The 22,127-nt window shown below is 41.9% G+C and carries 18 protein-coding genes; 16 read left to right on the top strand and 2 right to left on the bottom strand.

Annotated elements, in window-relative coordinates; genetic code table 11:
• Positions 1–17: 17 nt before the first annotated feature.
• Positions 18–1,430, top strand: coding sequence for an NADP-dependent phosphogluconate dehydrogenase (gene gndA, locus LF822_RS03275; protein WP_371925815.1), 1,413 nt, complete (start codon positions 18–20; stop codon positions 1,428–1,430).
• A gap of 191 nt (positions 1,431–1,621) precedes the next feature.
• Here the strand turns inward: gndA and LF822_RS03270 are convergent, their stop codons facing one another.
• On the bottom strand, positions 1,622–2,239 hold the full coding sequence (locus LF822_RS03270; RefSeq protein ID WP_253922525.1) for a cyclase family protein: 618 nt from the start codon (positions 2,237–2,239) through the stop codon (positions 1,622–1,624).
• Positions 2,240–2,392: 153 nt separating this feature from the next.
• Here LF822_RS03270 and LF822_RS03265 point away from each other — a divergent pair, with 153 nt between their 5' ends.
• The 15 genes from LF822_RS03265 (at position 2,393) to LF822_RS03195 (ending at position 20,014) form a co-directional block, all read left to right on the top strand.
• Complete coding sequence (locus tag LF822_RS03265) at positions 2,393–2,611, top strand: hypothetical protein (RefSeq protein ID WP_253922524.1); 219 nt, start codon at positions 2,393–2,395, stop codon at positions 2,609–2,611.
• A 61-nt stretch (positions 2,612–2,672) separates the two neighbouring features.
• A complete protein-coding gene (locus LF822_RS03260; RefSeq protein ID WP_253922523.1) occupies positions 2,673–3,743 on the top strand; it encodes an AI-2E family transporter in 1,071 nt (356 codons plus the stop codon).
• A 74-nt stretch (positions 3,744–3,817) separates the two neighbouring features.
• Positions 3,818–4,885, top strand: coding sequence for an ABC transporter ATP-binding protein (locus tag LF822_RS03255; protein WP_253922522.1), 1,068 nt, complete (start codon positions 3,818–3,820; stop codon positions 4,883–4,885).
• Positions 4,882–6,408 carry an ABC transporter permease/substrate-binding protein gene (locus tag LF822_RS03250; RefSeq protein WP_253922521.1) on the top strand — a complete coding sequence of 509 codons (1,527 nt, stop codon included), beginning with the start codon at positions 4,882–4,884 and terminating at the stop codon, positions 6,406–6,408. Before LF822_RS03255 ends, LF822_RS03250 begins: the two co-directional genes overlap by 4 nt.
• Positions 6,409–6,419: 11 nt before the next feature.
• Positions 6,420–6,830 (top strand): CoA-binding protein, encoded by a 411-nt coding sequence (locus tag LF822_RS03245; RefSeq protein ID WP_253922520.1) that lies wholly within the window; start codon positions 6,420–6,422, stop codon positions 6,828–6,830.
• Between the two features lie 188 nt (positions 6,831–7,018).
• Positions 7,019–8,971, top strand: coding sequence for a DNA topoisomerase IV subunit B (gene parE / locus LF822_RS03240; protein WP_253922519.1), 1,953 nt, complete (start codon positions 7,019–7,021; stop codon positions 8,969–8,971).
• A 15-nt stretch (positions 8,972–8,986) separates the two neighbouring features.
• On the top strand, positions 8,987–11,434 hold the full coding sequence (gene parC, locus LF822_RS03235) for a DNA topoisomerase IV subunit A (protein ID WP_253922518.1): 2,448 nt from the start codon (positions 8,987–8,989) through the stop codon (positions 11,432–11,434).
• A 233-nt stretch (positions 11,435–11,667) separates the two neighbouring features.
• On the top strand, positions 11,668–12,303 hold the full coding sequence (locus LF822_RS03230) for a TetR/AcrR family transcriptional regulator (protein ID WP_253922517.1): 636 nt from the start codon (positions 11,668–11,670) through the stop codon (positions 12,301–12,303).
• A 65-nt stretch (positions 12,304–12,368) separates the two neighbouring features.
• A complete protein-coding gene (locus LF822_RS03225) occupies positions 12,369–13,511 on the top strand; it encodes an acyl-CoA dehydrogenase (RefSeq protein WP_253922516.1) in 1,143 nt (380 codons plus the stop codon).
• Between the two features lie 19 nt (positions 13,512–13,530).
• Complete coding sequence (locus LF822_RS03220; RefSeq protein WP_253922515.1) at positions 13,531–15,171, top strand: AMP-binding protein; 1,641 nt, start codon at positions 13,531–13,533, stop codon at positions 15,169–15,171.
• Positions 15,172–15,184: 13 nt separating this feature from the next.
• The gene (locus tag LF822_RS03215; RefSeq protein ID WP_253922514.1) at positions 15,185–16,540 is read left to right on the top strand and encodes an acetyl-CoA carboxylase biotin carboxylase subunit; all 1,356 of its coding nucleotides are present in this window, start codon (positions 15,185–15,187) and stop codon (positions 16,538–16,540) included.
• A 12-nt stretch (positions 16,541–16,552) separates the two neighbouring features.
• On the top strand, positions 16,553–16,765 hold the full coding sequence (locus tag LF822_RS03210; RefSeq protein WP_253922513.1) for an acetyl-CoA carboxylase biotin carboxyl carrier protein subunit: 213 nt from the start codon (positions 16,553–16,555) through the stop codon (positions 16,763–16,765).
• A gap of 11 nt (positions 16,766–16,776) precedes the next feature.
• Positions 16,777–17,694, top strand: a complete 918-nt coding sequence (locus LF822_RS03205) for a hydroxymethylglutaryl-CoA lyase (RefSeq protein ID WP_253922512.1) — start codon at positions 16,777–16,779, stop codon at positions 17,692–17,694.
• 2 nt (positions 17,695–17,696) lie between these two features.
• Positions 17,697–18,473: an enoyl-CoA hydratase-related protein gene (locus LF822_RS03200; RefSeq protein ID WP_253922511.1), complete on the top strand. Its 777-nt coding sequence runs from the start codon at positions 17,697–17,699 to the stop codon at positions 18,471–18,473.
• 14 nt (positions 18,474–18,487) lie between these two features.
• The gene (locus LF822_RS03195; RefSeq protein ID WP_253922510.1) at positions 18,488–20,014 is read left to right on the top strand and encodes an acyl-CoA carboxylase subunit beta; all 1,527 of its coding nucleotides are present in this window, start codon (positions 18,488–18,490) and stop codon (positions 20,012–20,014) included.
• A 101-nt stretch (positions 20,015–20,115) separates the two neighbouring features.
• On the opposite strand, the gene LF822_RS03190 is transcribed toward LF822_RS03195, so the two are convergent.
• A complete protein-coding gene (locus tag LF822_RS03190) occupies positions 20,116–22,077 on the bottom strand; it encodes an AMP-binding protein (protein ID WP_253922509.1) in 1,962 nt (653 codons plus the stop codon).
• Positions 22,078–22,127 lie beyond the last annotated feature (50 nt).

Below are 22,127 nucleotides of genomic sequence, written 5' to 3'. Positions count from 1 at the left end.
AAAAGGAGATGAAGGTTTTGAAACAGGAAATTGGTGTAATTGGATTAGCGGTTATGGGAAAGAATTTAGCTTTAAATATTGAAAGCAGAGGTTATTCAGTATCCGTTTATAACCGTACGAAAGAAAAGACAGATGAATTTCTTAATGATGAAGCTTCAGGGAAGAATTTCAATGGAGCCTCTACAATTGAAGAATTTGTTCAATCTCTGGAAAAGCCGAGAAAAATTTTATTAATGGTAAAGGCAGGACCTGCGACTGACGCCACCATCGAATCGCTGCTGCCTCATTTAGATAAAGGTGATATTCTTATCGATGGTGGAAACACTTTCTATCAGGACACAATCCGCAGAAACAATGAGCTGAAAGAATCAGGTGTCCACTTTATTGGTACAGGAGTATCCGGCGGCGAAGAAGGTGCATTAACGGGACCTTCTATCATGCCAGGCGGACAAAAGGAAGCATATGAACACGTAGAGCCTATTTTAGAAGCGATTGCTGCTAAAGTGGATGAAACTCCATGTACAACATACATAGGTCCTGATGGAGCGGGTCATTATGTGAAAATGGTGCATAACGGGATTGAGTATGGAGACATGCAGCTGATATCAGAAGCCTATTTTATTTTAAAGAATGTACTGGGCTTATCTGCTCAAGAGCTGCACGAAGTATTTTCTGAATGGAACAAAGGCGAGTTGGACAGCTATTTAATTGAAATTACATCTGATATTTTTACTAAAACAGATGATGAAACAGGAAAGCCGCTGGTTGACGTGATTTTAGATACAGCTGGACAGAAGGGTACTGGAAAATGGACGAGTATCAGTTCTCTTGAGCTTGGAGTACCGCTTCCTGTTATTACTGAATCAGTTTTCTCAAGGTTTATTTCAGCGATGAAAGAAGAGCGGGTCAAAGCTAGTAAAATTTTGAGCGGACCGGAACATAAACCCTTTACCGGAGATAAGCAGGCAGTAATTGAATCGATTAGAAAAGCTCTTTACATGAGTAAAATTGTATCTTATGCGCAAGGGTTTGCGCAGATGCGTTCCGCTTCTGAGCATTATGATTGGAATCTTCAGTATGGAGATATCGCGATGATCTTCCGGGGTGGTTGTATAATTCGGGCTCAGTTCCTTCAAAAGATTAAGGAAGCTTACGATCGTGAAAGCGATCTGGATAATTTACTGCTTGATCCTTATTTTAACGACATTGCAGAAAATTATCAGTCCAGCCTTCGTGAGGTACTCTCGCTGGCTATTGAGCGGGGGGTTCCTGTGCCGGCATTTTCAAGTGCTCTGGCGTATTATGACAGTTACCGTACAGAAACTCTTCCAGCAAACCTTCTGCAGGCCCAGCGCGACTATTTCGGGGCACACACTTACCAGAGAGTCGACAAAGAGGGGACCTTCCATACAGAATGGATGGAAAAATAAAATAACAAACAAAAAAGGATGGCTGAAGAGCTATCCTTTTTTGTTTTCTATCGATCAAGTGGTTTATCTCATTACCTGATAAATTTTTCATAAAGAACGATGAGGAAGTTTGGTAGGACGTAGCGATGATTCTTGCGAAAAGAAAAGAGCCTGCGGAAAACCAGAAGGTTCTCCACAAGCCGTCAAAGGTATTATTGATCTTTATCAAAAAGAAACACTCGTGCAGGGGAAGCATCAGTACCGACAAGCTTCATCGGCGCAGCAATCATTTGATAAGATTTTTGTTCTACATCTTTTAACCTTAATCCTTCAATAACAATGATGTCCGCAGCAAAGAGTGACTTATGAGTAGGGTGTTCAGGCTGGCTCCGTTCGATGCCCAGGGAATCAATTCCTACTCCGCGGATCTTTTTCTCTGCTAAATATCGTGCTCCATCCTCTTTTAGAAAGATGAATTCGAAATTAAAGTCATCTTCAAAGGAATTGCGGGTTTTAAACAAAATAAAATCGTTTTGCTGAATATCCAATTCCTCAAGGTCTTCTTTAGTAATTCCATCGTTAACATGAGTCAGATCAAAAACCTTAGCTTCTCCAATAAGCTTATTCATAGAGATGGTTTCAAAAGTTTCTCCGTCATTCACCATATGCAATGGTGCATCGATATGCGTTCCTGTATGAGCATCCAGTTCAAGACGCGATTCTGTTACATGTCCGTTTGTACTGCTCTTAAAATTCGGCTGTTTCTCAGGTTTGTTTTTGTACACCGGCATCCCTTCATAAACGGGCTGTGTAATGTCGATCATTTTCATCAAAAAACTCCCTTCCAGTAACTTTAAAAGTTCAACCTCTATTCTTACATTGTTTCTTATGACTAGCAAATAATTTGGCAGCGTTTAGATGAGAAGGAAATAAAGTCTTGATGTCGAATATAGGTAGTAAGGAAGGCAAGGGAGCGTGACAGAATGAAACAAGCGAATCTCTTTGATTATACCGGTGACTGCACGGATCCGCTCTATACCGAAATTAAAAAGCTGGGAAATGAAATAGCATCATTACAGGTGAATGAATATGTACTTAGTAAAAATAATTTTGGCTTGATTGAAATCACTGCTGACGGAATTTTTGAATGTGCAGGAAGTGATGAACAATGCTATAACTACTTGATCTCTCACGCGAAATAAGATTAATGAGGGCCTGGTTGAGGTATACATCTCTGTAATAACTATTAAAGAGGTGTAGTCAATGTGGATTAAGCATTCTTATTTTAAATATATGACTGGATTCATTTTAGCTCTCATCAGTATTTATCTATTAACATTACTTGATGCATTTGCTCCAGTCACTACAATTATTAGTACCTTGTTTTACCCTATTCTTATAGCCGGGTTCATTTATTACATATTTAAACCCGTCGTTCAATTCTTAGCGAAGGCTAAGTATATTCCTTTACCTGTAGCTATATTAATAGTTTATACAGCAGGAGCCGGTTTATTTTACCTTATGTACCGTCTGCTGGCAGCTACTGTCCAATCACAGGTTTCAGGGATTTCCTCTGATCTACCTGATGATTTAAAAGAGAGCGCAAAGGAAGCCGAAGAAACAATCCAGGAAAATGACATGGGCATGGTTTCTATGAGCGGGGTGCGTCAGCAGGCATCCAGCTTTTTTGGTGATTTAACTAGTGCAGCCGGCGATCATGCCACTGAAATTTTATCCGCAATTACTGGAGCTGCAACCGTTCTCGTCGTTATTCCTTTTGTCCTGTTTTTCTTTTTAAAAGACGGGCATCGGCTCATTCCTTTCTTAATGAAATATATCCCGGCCGGCCACCAGGAGGAAGGAAGGACGATTCTCAAAAACGTAGATAAGACTTTGAGTGCTTATATTATCGGCCAGATTACTGTAGCGTTTACGGATGCTGTGTTAATGTTCATCGGTTATTTAATAATCGGTCTTGATTATGCATTAGTACTCAGCCTCTTTGTATTTATAACTGCTGTCGTTCCTTTTTTCGGACCGCTTATTGGTGTGCTCCCGGCAGTAATCGTCAGTTTAACTCAAGATCCAGCTATGATTATTTACGTTTTTATTATTCTTATAGTTGTACAGCAATTAGAGGGGAACATTGTCGCGCCGGTTGTTCTTGGGAATCGTTTGAATGTACATCCGTTAACCATCATTTTATTATTAATTGTAGCAGCTGCATTGTATGGATTTATCGGAATGCTGATTGCTATACCGCTTTATTCAGTTCTAAAAGTAATAATTAAGAACGTTTACGCTTTTTACAGGCTGCGGCAGATACAGACTTAAACGCAGCGCAAGGTTTTGTTTCTTCATTAATTGGGGAATATAATGTTGAAATTTGTTATCACAGGGGGAAAGAAATGATCACCTTTAAAAATGTAACTAAGAAATATCCCGATGGAACTGAAGCGGTTAAATCGATTAATTTAAGTGTGAAAGATGGAGAGCTTTTAACCCTCATCGGTCCCAGCGGGTGCGGCAAGACAACAACCATGAAAATCATTAACCGATTAATTGAACCTACAGACGGGGAAGTTTTTATACATAATAAAAACATCCAGGAATATAACATTCACGAATTGCGCTGGAACATCGGATACGTACTTCAGGAAATTGCACTCTTTCCGCACATGTCAATAGAAGAAAATATATCTGTGGTACCGGAAATGAAAAAATGGAATAAAAAAGATCTCACAAATAGAATTGATGAGTTAATGACAATGGTAGGTCTTGATCCAGAAGTACACCGTAAACGAAAGCCAAGCGAGCTTTCCGGCGGGCAGCAGCAAAGGGTAGGTGTTTTACGTGCGTTAGCAGCAGATCCTGATATTATTTTAATGGATGAGCCTTTCAGTGCGTTAGACCCGATCAGCCGCGAACAATTACAGAAGGATATCTTATCCCTTCATAAAGAGATAAGGAAGACGATTGTTTTTGTGACTCATGATATAGATGAAGCTTTGGCGATGGGCGACCGGGTTTGTTTAATGCAGAATGGAGAGATTGTTCAAGTAGATAAGCCCCAGAATTTAATTCTGCATCCAGCCAACTCTTTTGTAGAGGACTTTATAGGAGGAAGAAAATCTCCGTGGCAGACAGCTGTAGATGTAATTATCGATCAAACCCAACAGCATGTATATTCTTTACAGGAGTTTGAAGCTGGAGCTCTTCCTGTTGATGAAACTTATACTGTAAAAAAATCGAACGGAAATTTTGCTTTCGGAGTTCATAAGGGCCGGAAAGTAGACATGCCGGTAATTGAACATGGAAATACGTTAGCTGAAGCAATGAGCTTTTTTGAGCAGGAGAACTATTCCCTGCTGCCTGTTACACGGAATAATGAACTGATTGGAACCTTATCCTATAAAGACATGGTGCTTCACCTGAAAAAACATAGGAGGACAAAAGGTGAGGTGATCCAGTCATGAACAGCTTTATAAATGTGTTTCAGGAACGGCAGGATATCTTTTTAGAGAAAGTATGGGAGCATCTGCAAATATCAATTATTGCCCTCGTTATCGCTACATTAATCTCCGTTCCTTTAGGGTTGATCTTAACACGGAAACAACGGATCGCTGAGCCGATTATTGGAGTGGCAGCTATATTACAAACCATACCAAGCTTAGCAGTTCTTGCATTTCTTATTCCTTTCTTTGGGATTGGGCAAACACCGGCGGTCATTGCTTTAACCGCTTATGGTTTACTGCCAATACTCAGGAACACCTATACTGGAATTAAAGAGGTGGATCCTGCATTGCGGGAAGCAGCCACAGGTATGGGAATGAACTCTTTCCGCCGGCTCTCAAAGGTAGAACTGCCTCTGGCTATGCCGGTAATAATGGCAGGGATTAGAACTTCTATGGTTTTAATTGTAGGGACGACAACCATTGCGGCATTAATAGGTGCAGGAGGTCTCGGTGACTTAATTCTACTGGGATTAGACCGCGGAGGCGATGCCAGCTTAATACTTTTAGGAGCTATTCCCGCAGCAGTCCTTGCCATTGTGCTTGATTTAATTTTACGTTTATTTGAAAGGACGTCAGCAAAGTCAGGTTTTCGTTCACTCGTCATTCTTCTTTCCATTGCAGCTCTCGTGGCAGTAGGACCGCTCGCTTTTGGAGGTAAAATACAAAATGATATTACAATCGGAGCAAAAATGGGCTCTGAACCCGCAATTTTAATAAATATGTACAAACTCCTGATTGAAGACGAGACAGATTTGAACGTAGGATTGGAAGAGAACCTCGGCAAAACGGATCTCGTATTTGGTGCTTTACAGGAAGGAAGCATTGATATGTATCCTGAATTTACAGGAACAGCTATTGTCTCGCTTCTAGAAGATGAAGCAGACAGCAATGATGAGACAGAGGTTTATGAACAAGCCAGAGAAGGTATGTCAAAAGAGTACAACCTGGCCTTCCTTGAGCCTATGCAATTTAATAATACGTACGCGGTGGCTACTACAGAAGAAACCGCTGACCAATACGATCTTGAAACTATAGGTGACCTAAGATCCGTTCAGGATGAAATCACTGCAGGCTTTACATTAGAATTTAACGACCGTCAGGACGGTTATCAAGGCATGAAAGAGGTTTATGGCCTGGACCTTGCGGAAGTAGAAACAATGGACCCCGGATTAAGACAGGGAGCCATTGAAAACGGAGACGTAGACATTATCGATGCCTATGCTACAGACAGTTATATGATTGATCTTGATTTAACAGTACTGGATGACCCAGAGAATTTGTTCCCGCCTTATCAGGGAGCCCCTCTTATGAGAGAAGAAACACTTGAGCAGTACCCTGATATAGAAGAAGCCTTAAATCAACTCAGTGGACAAATTACGGATAACGAGATGAGAGAAATGAATTATGAGGTTGATTTTGACGACCGCGACCCTGAAGACGTTGCACGTGATTACCTTACAGAAAATGGTCTATTAGAAGAATAGGAGGCTGAAAAATGTTTAAAAACCCTGGTCAGGACATACTGCGCTCAATTTTAAAGGATTCTAAAACCATTGCTGTGGTCGGCTTATCTAACAAACCTTACCGTACATCTTATCAAATCAGTCTGGCTATGAAGGAGGCGGGCTATAAGATTATACCAGTTAACCCTGAAATAACGGAGGCATTGGGTGAGCCTGCCTATAGTTCATTATCTCAGATTGAGGAGCCGGTCGATATTATAAATGTGTTCAGAAGGTCTAACTTTCTTCCTGACCTTGCAAAAGAAGCTAAGGAGATAAATGCTAAAGCATTTTGGGCGCAGCAGGGTGTATTTCACGAAGATGTGCCTTCCATATTAAAAGACACAAAGATAGAAGTCGTTATGAATAACTGTATTAAAGTAACGCATGCTTTGGTAAAATAAAATCATTGTGATGAAAAATCCCTGTTTCTACAGGGGTTTTTTCGTGTATGATAATGAAAATAGATTTGCGTCTTTTCGTAAAACCGCTACAATATAACAAGTGATGTTTATACCTGTACGTTTACACTCGGGAACATTTGTTCTAATATAGTAGTATGCAGGTCGTGTAGAAAGGAGCCGATGGAAAATTGTCGAGTCAAAATCAAGTATATTCAGATGATTCCATTCAAGTATTAGAAGGGCTGGAGGCTGTTCGAAAAAGGCCGGGTATGTATATAGGTTCGACAGATCAAAGAGGTCTCCATCACCTTATATATGAAATTGTAGACAATTCTGTTGACGAAGCGTTAGCCGGGTATGGGGAACAGCTGACGGTCACATTGCACCGTGATAACAGTGTTTCTGTTGCGGATGAAGCGCGCGGCATGCCAACAGGAATGCACCAGACCGGAAAACCAACACCCGAAGTCATTTTAACTGTACTCCATGCTGGAGGTAAATTTGGACAAGGCGGATATAAGTCAAGCGGCGGCTTGCACGGTGTTGGTGCATCTGTCGTTAATGCCCTGTCCGAGTGGCTGGAGGTTCATATCTGCCGTGATGGAGAAAAGTTTTATCAAAGGTTTGAGCATGGCGGTGTACCCGTAACCTCACTTGAGAATCGAGGGTCTACAAGGAAGTCAGGAACAACCATCCATTTCAAACCTGACACCTCTATTTTTTCCGTTACCAAATTCAACTTCGAAACTTTATCTGAAAGGCTGAGGGAAGCAGCGTTTCTTTTAAAAGGATTTAAAATTAAGTTAAAAGATGAGCGGGAGGGAGTGGAGGAATCCTATCAATTTAATGATGGGCTTGAATCCTTTGTTTCCTACTTAAATGAAGAAAAGGATACACTTCACCCCGTCGTTTCTTTTGAAGGGGAGCATACTCAGATTGAAGTTGATTTTGCCTTTCAATTTAACGATGGGTTTACAGACAGCATCCTTTCTTTTGTCAATAATGTACGCACAAAAGATGGAGGTACACATGAGTCCGGGGCCAAGTCTGCAATTACCCGTGTATTTAATGATTATGCCAGACGGGCCCAGCACTTGAAAGAAAAAGACAAAAATTTAGAAGGTAATGATATTCGGGAAGGATTTACAGCAATTATTTCCGTCCGCATTCCAGAGGAGCTGCTGCAATTCGAAGGGCAGACTAAAAGCAAACTGGGCACCTCTGAAGCCCGTTCAGCAGTGGATGCTGTCGTTGCTGAAAAGTTATCTTACTTCCTGGAAGAAAATCCGGATATATCTTCGATGCTCGTTAAAAAAGCTATACGGGCAAAAGAAGCAAGAGAAGCAGCACGGAAGGCCCGGGAAGATGCTCGTTCAGGAAAGAAACGTAAGCGGAAGGATGCTTTGCTTAGCGGGAAGCTCACTCCTGCGCAATCCCGGAATGCAGAAAAAAATGAACTGTATTTAGTAGAGGGGGATTCTGCCGGCGGTTCAGCCAAGCAGGGGCGCGACCGTAAGTTTCAGGCAGTCCTGCCTTTACGTGGAAAAGTAATAAACACTGAAAAAGCAAAAATTGCTGACATCTTTAAGAACGAAGAGATTTCAACAATTATTAACACGATCGGAGCCGGTGTAGGCGGGGATTTTGACGTTGAAGATTGCAACTATAACAAAATTGTAATTATGACTGATGCTGATACTGACGGTGCACACATTCAAGTATTATTACTTACTTTCTTCTACCGTTATATGCGCCCGCTAGTAGAAGCAGGTAAAATATTCATTGCTCTGCCGCCTTTATACAAAGTTTCCAAAGGCAAAGGTAAAAAAGAAAAGACCGAATATGCCTGGGATGAAGAAGGAATGCAGAAAATAATAAAAGTTTTAAAGAACGGCTACACGATCCAGCGTTATAAAGGGCTTGGTGAAATGAATGCCGATCAGCTGTGGGAAACCACGATGAATCCAGAAACTAGAACATTAATTCGAGTGACGATTGATGATCTCGCACGTGCAGAACGTCGTGTAACAACGTTAATGGGCGATAAAGTTGAACCTCGCCGTAAATGGATTGAATCCCACGTCGCTTTCGGTCTTGAAGACGAAGCTAACATTTTAGAAAATGAGAAAATAGAGAAATAAAAGGGGGATCTTCTGTTGGCTGAGGCAGAAAAATTTTTAGATTTACCACTAGAAGAAGTACTGGGCGACCGGTTTGGGCGCTATAGTAAGTACATCATTCAGGAACGGGCTCTACCAGATGCAAGAGACGGGTTAAAGCCGGTACAGCGCCGGATCCTGTATGCGATGCATCAAGAAAAAAACACACACGATAAAGCGTATCGAAAATCAGCAAAAACCGTTGGTACAGTCATCGGTAACTATCACCCTCACGGTGACACTTCTGTATATGATGCGATGGTACGTTTAAGTCAGAACTGGAAAGTAAGAAAATCGCTTGTTGAGATGCACGGAAACAACGGAAGTGTGGATGGTGATCCGCCTGCAGCAATGCGGTATACGGAAGCCAGGTTATCAAGCATTTCTTCTGAACTTTTAAGAGATATTGAAAAGAACACGGTTGAACACATACCTAACTTTGATGACACGATTAATGAGCCTACTGTGTTACCTGCTAAATTCCCTAACTTGTTAGCAAACGGGGCGACTGGAATTTCTGCAGGCTATGCAACAGAAATTCCTCCTCACAATTTGGGAGAGGTCATTGATTCGGTAATTATGAGAATCGATAAGCCGCAGTCCACGGTGGATGAACTTATGACTAAACTAAAAGGTCCTGATTTCCCTACTGGAGGTATTATTCAGGGGCTTGACGGTTTGAAAAAAGCTTATGAATCTGGAAAAGGAAAAATTATATTACGAGGGAAAGCCGGCATCCAGGCTGTCAGAGGCGGACGGGAACAGATCGTGATTGATGAAATCCCATATGAAGTTAATAAAGCTACACTTGTAAAGCGGATGGATGAACTGCGTATTGATAAGAAAGTGGAAGGCATTTCGGAAGTGCGTGATGAAACAGACCGCACAGGAATGAGAATTGTGGTTGAATTAAAGAAAGATGCTAATAGTGAAGGCGTTCTAAAGTACCTTTATAAGCATACTGATTTGCAGATCGCTTATAACTTTAATATGGTGGCCATTTATGAACGCACACCTACTTTACTCAGCCTTCCGCAAATGCTGGATGCATACATTGCCCATCAGAAAGAAGTGGTCACCCGTCAGTCTGTCTATGATTTAAATAAAGCACAGAAACGTGCTCATATTGTAGAAGGCTTGATTAAAGCAATTTCTATATTAGATGATGTCATTGCAACAATACGTGCATCAAAAGACAAAGCCGATGCAAAGGTGCAGCTTATGGAGGCTTATCAGTTCACAGAAGAACAAGCAGAAGCTATCGTCACACTACAGCTTTATCGTTTAACTAATACGGATATCACCGATCTACAGAAGGAAGCAGACGATCTGGCTGCCCAGATTGAATATTTACAGGCGTTACTAGCGAGTGAAAACAGACTGTTAAACGTTATCAAAGCTGATCTTCGTTCGATGAAAAAGAAATATGCAGATGACCGATTAACCCAGATTGAAGAAAAAGTAGAAGAGTTAAAGGTAGACTTAGAGGTGACCGTAGCCAGCGAGGATATTGTCGTATCTGTAACTAAGGACGGTTATATAAAAAGGACAAGCCTTCGTTCCTACGGAGCGTCTAACGGTGCAGACCTTGCTATAAAAGATGGAGATCACGTTCTGCGTCTGCTAGAAATAAATACTACAGATACGATCTTATTATTTACGAATCTCGGTAAATATCTCTATCTTCCGGTCCACAAGCTGCCGGACATCCGCTGGAAAGACCTTGGGCAGCATATTGCGAATATCGTATCTATTGATAAAGAAGAATATTTAATTGACGCTATTCCAATTCGGGAATATAAAGATGATCATTATTTAATTTTCTTTACAAAGAACGGTATGGTTAAGAAGAGCGAACTGGAACTCTATCAGGCAACCAGACATTCTAAACCATTAATCGCTGTTAATTTAAAGGGTGACGATGAAGTAGTTGATGTTCATTTAACCAATGGGCTATATGATCTATTCATTGCCTCAAATAAAGCCTATGGTTTATGGTTTTCAGAAGCCGAAGTGAATACGGTCGGACAGAGGGCTGCCGGTGTAAAAGCGATCCAGCTTAAAGAGGGAGAATACGTTGTTTCCGGTCAGGTCTTTCTCCCTGAAGAAGATCCGTCACTACTGTTAACGACTCATAGAGGCGCTGTTAAACGAATGCGCTTAAAAGAATTTGAGCGCACGTCAAGGGCTAAACGGGGTGTCATAATGTTAAGAGAGTTAAAGAAAAATCCACACCAGGTGGTTGATGTTCATATTGTGACGAACCAGGATACTATCGTTTTAAATACGACGAAAGAAGAATTAAAGGTCGTTCAACCGATGGAATTTAAAGCTAATGACCGCTATAGTAATGGATCCTACGTTCTTGATGTTGAAAATAGCGGAGAGGTCACGGAAACATGGGTTCAACCGCAGTATGAAAAAACATTTTCCACAGAAGGTTAATAACAGAAAGGCTCTTTCTACTTGAGAAAGGGCCTTTTTATGCAATGGCGTCTGTCTCCTCTTAAAAGATGAGACATTTCCTCCTTGTATAATAATTCCTTTAACTGTTTTGCATGCAAGTAAAAGTTTGGTTGTTTGGTGAACAAACTTAACTATATTATAGAAATGGGAAATGTTGTTTTTTATTAAAATTGTGATAAGATGAATGTATATTCAGTCTGAGGGGATGGTGTATGTTAAATTTACGAGATCGAATCATTGAGCAGTCACTGATACTATTTGACGAGTATGGTTTCCATGGTGTTACAGTTAAACAGATCGTGGAGGCATCAAAAACGTCTAAAGGCGGATTTTATCATCACTTTCAATCAAAAGATGAACTACTTTACGTCATCCATGATGCATTCATTACATACGTATCTAAAGAAGCGAAACGTGCTGATGAAACCCATCGCTCACCTATAGATAAAATCCAGGAAATTACCAGAGTATTTGTTCGAGTGTTTGACTTATATAAGCCTCATCTATCTGTCTTTTATCAGGAAAGCAAATACTTAAAGCCGCCTTATAACGAGCAGATTAAACAGAAGCGGGATGAATTTAAGAGTCTCATTTTCCAAGTGATCACAGAAGGTCAACGGACCGGCCACTTCAGGAAAGAACTGCCGCCCGGGTTAACAAGCATGGCCATCCTGGGAATGGTGAACTGGATGTACAAATGGTATAGAAGAGACGGCGACTACTCTATTGATGAAATCGCAGACGTCTTCATTGATATCATTCTCCATTCTTTACTCCCGCCTGATGAATCAGCCGTTTATTACGAAAATCAAATGCTGCACGTTCCTTTTTTTTACGATAGTAAGTAAACGCTTACATTTATTTTTGCTCATTACAGACCAACCAGTCGGTCTTTAAACAAGGGGGAAATGGTATGAATTTTGAGTTAACCAAAGAGCAGGAAATGACACGGAAAATGGTGCGTGATTTTGCGGATGGGGTCATTCGCCCGAGAGCTGTTGATATTGATCAAAAAGCGGAGTTTCCTGAGGATATATTTAAAGAAATGGGACAGCTGGGTCTGCTGGGAATTCCCTTTCCAGAAAATTACGGGGGTGCTGGAGCAGACACGCTGACCTACGCATTAGCAGTTGAAGAAATCGGAAAAGCATGCGGTTCCACCGGATTAAGCTATGCCGCAGCTGTGTCATTAGGAGCTAGCCCAATTTATTATTTCGGTACAGAAGAACAGAAGCAAAGATTTCTCGTGCCGTTAGCTAAAGGGGAAGGATTGGGTTCGTTTGGACTTACAGAGCCAAATGCCGGCTCTGATGCCGGTGGTACTAAAACAACCGCAGAGCTGCAGGGAGATCACTATGTTATTAACGGGGAGAAGTGCTGGATTACCAACGCCGAATACGCGCGTTCTATTACGGTTACGGCGGTCTCTGGGAAACGCAGCGATGGGAAGAATATAATCTCGGCTTTTATCATTCCTAAAGATACTCCAGGAATGAAGATTACGAGTCCTTACGAGAAGATGGGGGTTCGTGGTTCGAATACGTCAGAAATTATTTTAGAAGATGTTCACGTTCCTAAAGAAAATGTTCTCGGGGAGCTTAACGGCGGATTTAAACAATTCTTATATACACTTGACGGCGGCCGTATTTCCATTGGTGCTTTAGCTGTCGGAATCGCCCAGGCAGCTCTGGATAAATCACTTGCCTACGCGAAGGAGAGGAAGCAGTTCGGACAGCCGATTTCAAACTTTCAAGCCATTCAGTTCAAGCTGGCTGATATGGCGATGGAAGTAGAACTCGCTCGTAATATGGTCTTAAAAGCCGCATGGCTTAAGGATCACAATAAAAACTTTTCTAAGGAAGCGGCGTATGCGAAGTTATTCGCTTCTGAAACAGCATTTCGCGCGTCGAATGAAGCTATTCAAATTCATGGGGGCTACGGTTATATGAGGGAGTATGAAGTTGAACGCTACCTAAGAGACGCCAAGCTGTTAGAAATAGGAGAAGGAACGTCTGAGATTCAGCGCTTAGTCATTGCTCGTCAGTTAGGCTGTTAAATTATAAAGGAGGTCCATCATGTCTTTATTAAACTTGACGGTAGGAGAATTATTAGAGAAGCAGGCGGAGATGTACCCTGAACATGAAGCGATGATTTATCCCCAGTTGAACCTTCGTAAAACGTATAAAGAATTTAATAATATGACAAATGAAGCTGCAAAAGGTTTTATGGCCCTGGGTATTGATAAGAGAGATCACATGGCGATCTGGTCCGATAATAAGCCCGAATGGCTGACTACCCAGTTTGCTACAGGAAAAATGGGCGCAGTGCTCGTTACTGTAAACACAAATTACAGAGCTCAGGAGCTGGAATATCTTTTAAAGCAGTCTGATGCTTCTACGCTTATTTTAGCGGAAAGCTTCAGAGGAATTTCTTATATCGATATTTTAAGAGAAATTTGTCCAGAGCTAGACCATTCGACTAAGGGAGACTTGCAGAGTGAGAGGCTGCCATGTCTAAAGAATGTAATTGTATTAAGTGATAACGAGTATCCAGGCTGCTATACATGGGATGACGTGATCCATGCCGGCCAATCTGTTAGTGACCGCATGTTATCTGACCGGCACGATTCTCTCCATTATACGGATGTCATTAACATGCAGTACACCTCAGGCACGACAGGTTTTCCTAAAGGTGTAATGCTGAGCCACTATAATATCGTGAACAATGGAAACCAGGTAGCTGATTGTATGCGCCTCACTTATGAAGATCGATTATGTATTCCTGTTCCCTTTTTCCATTGCTTTGGATGCGTACTGGGCACGATGGCAGCTGTTTCTAAAGGAACGACAATGGTCATTCTCGAACAGTTTGATCCAGAAGCCGTTCTTAAAGCTGTAACAGAAGAACGCTGTACGGGTCTGCACGGGGTTCCCACAATGTTTATCGCAGAGCTTAATCATCCAAGCTTTACCGACTATAAACCCACGACGTTAAGAACTGGAATTATGGCCGGCTCTACCTGTCCAATGGAAGTCATGAAGGACGTCATGAATAAAATGGGGGCCGATGAGATTACGATTGCTTACGGCCAGACTGAATCCTCCCCTGTGATTACTCAGACGAGAACAGATGATCCTATAGAACGGCGTGTCCGGTCAGTAGGTAAAGCTCACCCTAATGTAGAAGTCAAAGTGCTGGATCCTGCTACTCAGGAAGAGTGTGAACCCGGCATACCTGGTGAGCTGTGTACCCGCGGTTATCTTGTGATGAAGGGCTATTACAAAAATGAGGAAGCAACCCAGGCGTCCATCGATCAAGACAGGTGGCTGCACACAGGGGATATCGCTGTAATGGATGAGGACGGTTATGTGGAAATTACCGGACGCATGAAGGACATGATTATAAGAGGCGGCGAAAATGTTTATCCACGTGAAATCGAAGAATTTTTATATCAGCATCCTGATGTCCTTGACGTTCAAGTGGTCGGGATACCAGATGCCAAATACGGGGAAGAAATTATGGCCTACGTCATTCCTAAAGAAGGCAGAGACCCTGATGAAGAAAATATTCGGGAATTTTGTAATGGGAGGATATCCAAACATAAAATTCCACGCTACATTCGGTTTACAGATGAATACCCGATGACAGCCAGCGGAAAAATCCAGAAATACAAATTAAAAGAAGCAGCTCTTGAGACGTTAAACAGGAATAAATAAGGAGGGATGCTCTATGTTTTCAAAAATACTCATTGCGAATAGAGGGGAAATTGCCGCTCGAATCATTCGAACGTGTCAACGTTTTAATATAAAAACTGCAGCCGTTTTTTCGGAAGCTGACCAGGACGCACCGTATGTACAACAGGCGGATGAAAGCTATTTAATCGGTAAACCGAGGGTAAATGAGTCCTATTTAAATGTTGAAAAGATTATAAAGGCTGCTAAAGAGTCAGGAGCGGAAGCAATCCATCCTGGATATGGTCTTCTCAGTGAAAATGCAGCTTTTGCAGAAAGAGTGAAACAAGAAGGTTTAACCTTTATAGGACCCTCTGCAGAAGTCATAGCTGAAATGGGGGACAAAATAGCCGCCCGTAACGTAATGAAAGCAGCAGGTGTTCCAGTAGTACCAGGGACGATGGAAGCAGTGGAAAATGTAACAGAGGCCAAAAATATTGCAGAAGAGATCGGGTACCCTGTAATGGTCAAAGCGGCTGCCGGCGGGGGAGGCATAGGGATGCAGTCTGTGTCTTCGAATGAAGAGCTGGCAAAAGCTTTTGAAAGCAATCAGAAGCGTGCCAAAACTTTCTTTGGGGATGGAAAGATGTTCATTGAAAAACAAATAATAAATCCAAGACATATTGAAATCCAGGTTCTCGCAGACCATCACGGACATGCTCTGCATCTATTTGAGAGGGAATGCTCCATTCAACGCAGACATCAAAAGGTGATTGAAGAGGCTCCCTCTCCATTTCTATCAGAAGAAACCCGGAAGAAGATGGGGGATAGCGCACTGCAGGCCGTACAAACATTAGGTTATACAAACGCAGGAACGATTGAATTTTTAGTAGATGAGAACGAAAACTTTTATTTCTTAGAAATGAATACACGTCTCCAGGTTGAGCATCCAGTGACAGAAGAAATAACCGGTATTGATTTGGTCGAGCAGCAGCTCAGGGTTGCAGCAGGGGAAGCATTATCATTTAGTCAAAATGATCTTGTTATTAATGGTCATGCGATTGAAGCACGGATTTATGCTGAAGATTCGAACACGTTTTACCCGTCACCTGGTCAACTGACAAAGCTTTCCCTCCCTGAGGATCCAGGGCTACGTCATGAGCTTGCTGTTCACTCCAATTCCTTTGTTTCTCCATTTTACGATCCAATGATTGCGAAGTTAATCGTTCATGGAGAGTCGAGAGAAGCAGCGGTTCAGAAGTTAACAGCAGCTTTGCATCAATATGAAATCGAAGGCATTAAAAGCAATATAACGATGCTTAAGCGTATTGTTACGAATGAGCATTACTTGCAAGGTCATACGACGACGTCATTTATACAAGATTATTATTTACCAGCGATCTCAAAATCCTAAGGAGGAATTGTAATGACTGAAATTAAAGCTTCAATGGCAGGAAGTGTTTGGAAGATTGTTGCACAGCAAGGGGATTCAGTTGCTGCTGGGGAAGATATTGCTATATTAGAGTCGATGAAAATGGAAATCCCCATCCCTGCAGAAGATGGAGGAACAGTGAAAGAGTTAAAAGTAGCCGAAGGTGATTTTGTTAATGAAGGAGACGTTATAGCCATTATTGAGTAAGGAGTGAACGTATGGAATCACTGCCAAATGCTGTGACAATTAAAGAAGTCGGTCCCCGCGATGGACTGCAGAATGAATCAGAGCAGATTCCTACTGAAGTCAAGGTGAACTGGATTAATCTGCTATCTCATGCCGGCTTTCAATCCATAGAAATCAGTTCATTTGTTAATCCAAAATGGATCCCTCAGTTAAAAGATGCTAAAGAAGTAGCTATGGGTATTGAGAGGAAGTCTGGCATAAGTTATGCAGCCCTTGTTCCTAATTATAAAGGGCTGCAGGCTGCTCTTGATTCCAACCTTGATGAGGTGGCTGTTTTTATGTCAGCGAGTGAAGCTCATAACAAAAATAATATTAATAAGACTATAGATGAAACGTATCCTGTACTTTCTGAAGTGGTACAGGAAGCCAAACATCATAAGAAGAGGGTCCGCGGCTATGTGTCCACAGTATTCGGCTGTCCCTATGAGGGAGAAATTCCTTTCAACCAGGTGGCTGCTATCTGTGAGAAATTGCTTCAAATGGGTGTAGATGAAATCTCTTTAGGAGACACGATCGGTGTTGCTGATCCAAAGCAAGTGGATGCTTTCTTTGAAGAAATAAAAGGTAATCTTCCCTTCAGCAAGCTTGCTATGCATTTTCATAATACGAACGGCATGGCGCTGGCTAATATATTGGTCTCTCTCCAACATGGCATTACGACTTTTGACAGTGCCCTCGGCGGTCTAGGGGGCTGCCCCTATGCTAAAGGAGCCTCTGGGAACCTGGCAACAGATGATTTAGTTCATATGCTGCACAAAATGGGAATCAATACGGGTATTGATGAAGTTAAATTAAGAGAAGCTGCCCGGTACATTCAACAGTCGCTGAATAAAGAATTAAACAGTCATCAAATGCAAATTTATAACCGTACCACAAAGGAGGCGCGATAAATATGGCATTGGTGGAGTTAGAAACTATTGATTCCCACATCGGGAGGCTTACGTTAAACAGGAGCGAAGCCGCTAACAGCTTATCGCTCGCATTGCTTAATGAACTATCAGAACAATTAGATGACATCGAGCGATCAGACTTAAGAGTACTTATTATAACAGGGAGCGGACCTAAAGCCTTCTGCGCAGGTGCTGATTTAAAGGAAAGATCGGGAATGACAGAGGCTGAAGTAGTTGAGACGGTTAGGAAGATCGGAGAAACAATTACCAAGGTGGAACAGCTCTCGATACCAACCATCGCTATGATCAACGGAGCTGCCTACGGAGGCGGACTAGAGCTTGCGTTAGCCTGTGATGTTCGAACGATGAGTCAGCACGCAAAATGCGGCCTTACAGAAACCTCCTTAGCTATCATTCCTGGAGCGGGAGGTACACAAAGGCTTCCTCGATTAATTGGACTTGGAAAAGCGAAGGAATTGATTTTTACTGCAAGGTCTGTAACAGCTGAGGAAGCTGTGAACATTCGGCTTGTCGAATCAATCCATCCACCTGAAGATTTAGACCGTGAGACGCTTCACATGGCCCATTTAATGAGTAATAACGGACCATTTGCCTTGAAATTAGCGAAAACAGCGGTCAACAGTGGATTTGAAACAGATAAACATACCGGACTTGTATTTGAACATCAATGCTACAAGCAGACCATTCCGACGAGCGATCGGGAAGAAGGCTTGAAGGCATTTAAAGAAAAAAGAAAACCGGAGTATAAAGGAAGGTAGAGGAGGGGGAGTTTATGATGAATGAAACTTTACAATCCATGAAGGAAAAAGTTGCCTCAGGCGGACTGGATAAATATCATGAAAGCAATCGAAGCAAAGGTAAAATGTTTGTCAGGGAGCGGCTGCAGCGATTATTTGATGATGACTTAAATGTGGAAGATGCATTTTTTGCTAACTGTATGGATGGTTCTCTGCCAGCCGACGGCGTTGTTACCGGCATTGGGAAAATTAACGGTGAGAAAGTATGCGTAATGGCCAATGATTCTACTGTTAAAGCAGGTTCATGGGGAGCACGAACCGTTGAAAAAATTATAAGGATCCAGGAAACCGCTATGAAGCTCGAAATCCCTATGCTGTATTTAGTTGATTCGGCCGGAGCTAGAATTACTGATCAAGTCGAAATGTTTCCAAATCGCAGAGGAGCAGGAAGGATTTTTCATAATCAAATAAAGCTTTCAGGCCGGGTTCCGCAGGTTTGTCTTCTATTTGGTCCTTCTGCAGCCGGAGGTGCTTATATACCTGCATTTTGTGATATTGTTGTGATGGTCGACAAAAATGCTTCAATGTATTTAGGTTCACCGCGTATGGCCGAAAAAGTGATTGGTGAAAAAGTAAGTTTAGAAGAAATGGGCGGGGCTGAGATGCACTGTTCCGTATCTGGCTGCGGAGATGTGCTGGCCGGTGATGAAGACGAAGCCATTCATTATGCAAGAAGGTACTTAAGTTATTTTCCGCCTAACTTTAGATCACTTCCTAAGCGTATGGACACAGTGGACATTGCTGGATTTGAGAAAAGCATTTCAGAATTAATACCTGCTAATCAGAATGCTCCTTTTGATATGTATAAGTTGATTGAGCGGCTCATTGACGAACAATCATTCTGCGAAATTAAAAAGAAATTTGCTCCTGAAATTATCACCGGACTAGCAAGAATTGACGGCAGAACGATTGGGATTATTGCCAACCAGCCGAGAGCTAAGGGAGGCGTGCTGTTCCCTGATTCCGCTGATAAATCTGCGAAGTTTATGCAGCTCTGTGATGCCTTCAATATACCTCTGCTTTTCTTAGTCGATATTCCAGGCTTTATGATAGGGACAAAAGTAGAAAGAGCCGGCATTATCCGCCACGGGGCAAAAATGCTTTCCGCTATGAGCGAAGCTACAGTTCCTAAAGTATCCGTTATTGTTCGCAAAGCATACGGCGCAGGGTTATATGCGATGGCCGGTCCTGCTTTTGAACCAGATGCCTGTATTGCTCTCCCGACCGCACAAATAGCCGTAATGGGGCCGGAAGCAGCGGTCAACGCTGTGTATGCTAATAAAATTGCAGCATTAGATGAATCGGAACGTCCTGCCTTTATAAAGGAGAAACAGGAAGAGTATAAAGAAAATATTGATTTATACCGTCTGGCCTCGGAGATGGTAATTGATGATATCGTTCAGCCTGAAAATTTACGAAAAGACTTAATACAGCGATTTGAAGCTTATCAATCAAAAAACATAAGGTTTACCGAACGAAAGCACGGTGTATATCCTGTTTAAAAAATTGAGGCTCGGCAAAGCGAATTTAATCCAAGAAAGACCCGATCCAATTGGATCGGGTCTTTCTGTATTTATAGAAAATGACATTATTTAATGTTTGCCTATTTTTTCGCGAGATTTTCTTTTCCCATACTCTCTATTTCTGAAATCGTGTGTGCGTTCTCAAGAGCACTCAAATCTCCGGAGGGCTTGTTTAAATACGCGGTTTTTATTGCTCTTCTCATCACTTTCGCATTTCGGGTTTTCGGTAAATCTGAGACGATAAAAACCTCTTTCGGAGCTAAAGCTTTCCCTAACTTTAATGATAAATACTTTTTTAATTCATCGATTAGGGCGGAGGCATCCTCTGTTTTGTCTTTTAAAACCACGAAAGCTACAGGTTCCTCGCCTTTGATATCATGCGGCACTCCGATAACTCCGGCTTCTATAACGGCTTCATGACTGACGAGCACTGATTCAACTTCAGCTGGTCCCAGGCGTTTACCGGCGACATTGAGTACATCGTCTGATCTTCCAGTAATGGTAAAGTACCCTTCATCATCATTAATCACCCAGTCTCCATGAACCCAAATGTCCTCGAAACGGTTCCAATAAGTTTCGCGGTATCTTTTATCATCATTCAAGAAACCTTTTGTCATCCCGACCCAGGGCTGTTTTATGACAAGCTCTCCAACTTCATTAACTAAGGGTTTACCAGTCTGATCATAAACATCAACATCCATACCCGGTAAAGCAGCATTAAAAGTTACTGGCTGTATAGGTTTCACCAGGACGTTGCCTAATATGCCGCCTGATATTTCAGTTCCTCCGGAATAATTAAAGATTGGCACTCTGGAACGGCAGACATGCTTAAACAACCATTTCCAGGGCTCCAGGTTCCATGGTTCACCTGTAGATCCAATTAAACGAAGGGAGGAGAGATCATGTTTTTTTATCCAGCTTGTACCATGCTTCATCATGGAACGAATTAGCGTAGGAGAGATGCCTAAATGAGTAACTTCATAATCATCTACCATTTTCCAAAGCCGGTCAGGCTCTTTATAATCGGGCGTACCTTCAAACATTACAATAGAAGCTCCATTGATTAAACCACCATAAACCAGGAATGGCCCCATCATCCAGCCCATATCTGTATACCAAAATAGAGTATCTTCTTTTTTAACGTCCATTCCAATTCCAGCATCAAAGGCTGCCTTTATAGGAAAGCCTGAATGAGTATGAAGAACTCCTTTTGGTCTGCCGGTGGTGCCGGAAGTATAGATAAGCATAAACTCATCATCTGCTTTTGTCACTTTAGTCTTGTAAGGTTGACGTGTATTAGTAAGAGATCTGTAGGAAATGTCACGTTCATCATTCCACGGAACTTCTTCATTTGTACGATTAATAACGATTAAGTGCTTGAGACTTCCGCATAGGTCAGCAGCTTCATCAGCTTCTTGTTTCATTTTTACAACTTTGCCTCTCCGATAAAAACCATCTGCTGTAATAAGCACTTTAGAATCGGAAGCGCTTACACGAGCGGCGACAGCTTCAGCTTTATATCCTGAAAAGGTGGGGGAGATGACAGCTCCTACTTTTGAAACAGCAAGCATTGCTACAAGAGTTTCCTTAAGCATCGGCAAATAAAGAGTTACAATGTCCCCCTGCACGACTCCCAGATTCTCCAGCCCGTGAGCAAAAGCGTCAACTTCTTCCTTAAGCTCCTTAAAGGTAAAGGCGTTTTTTTCTCCATTATCGCCCTCCCAGTATAAAGCAATATTATTCTGGGTTTGTATATCTTCTGCCCATTTATCCAGAGCATTATGGACGACATTAATTTCACCATCGATAAACCAATCTGGATACTGAATCCCATTCGATAGGCCGAGAGTTTGTGTATAAGGTTTGTACCATTCGATTCCAAGTGTAGACACGGCTTGATCCCACAGCCATTCAACGTCCTGGACAGACTTGCGGTGGAATTCATCATAATGATTAAACCCTAACGATGTCATCCATTGATATAAACGAGTTTCTTTCATAGTTTCTTCAGAAGGCTTCCAGGCAGTTTCAAAATTACTCATAGTTATCCCCCTAACTTATTTCTACTAAAAACTTCATATAATAAGTATAA

It is taken from the genome of Halobacillus sp. A5, assembly GCF_024189315.1.
Classification (GTDB): domain Bacteria; phylum Bacillota; class Bacilli; order Bacillales; family Halobacillaceae; genus Halobacillus_A.
This window is presented reverse-complemented; position numbering and strand designations above follow the sequence as displayed.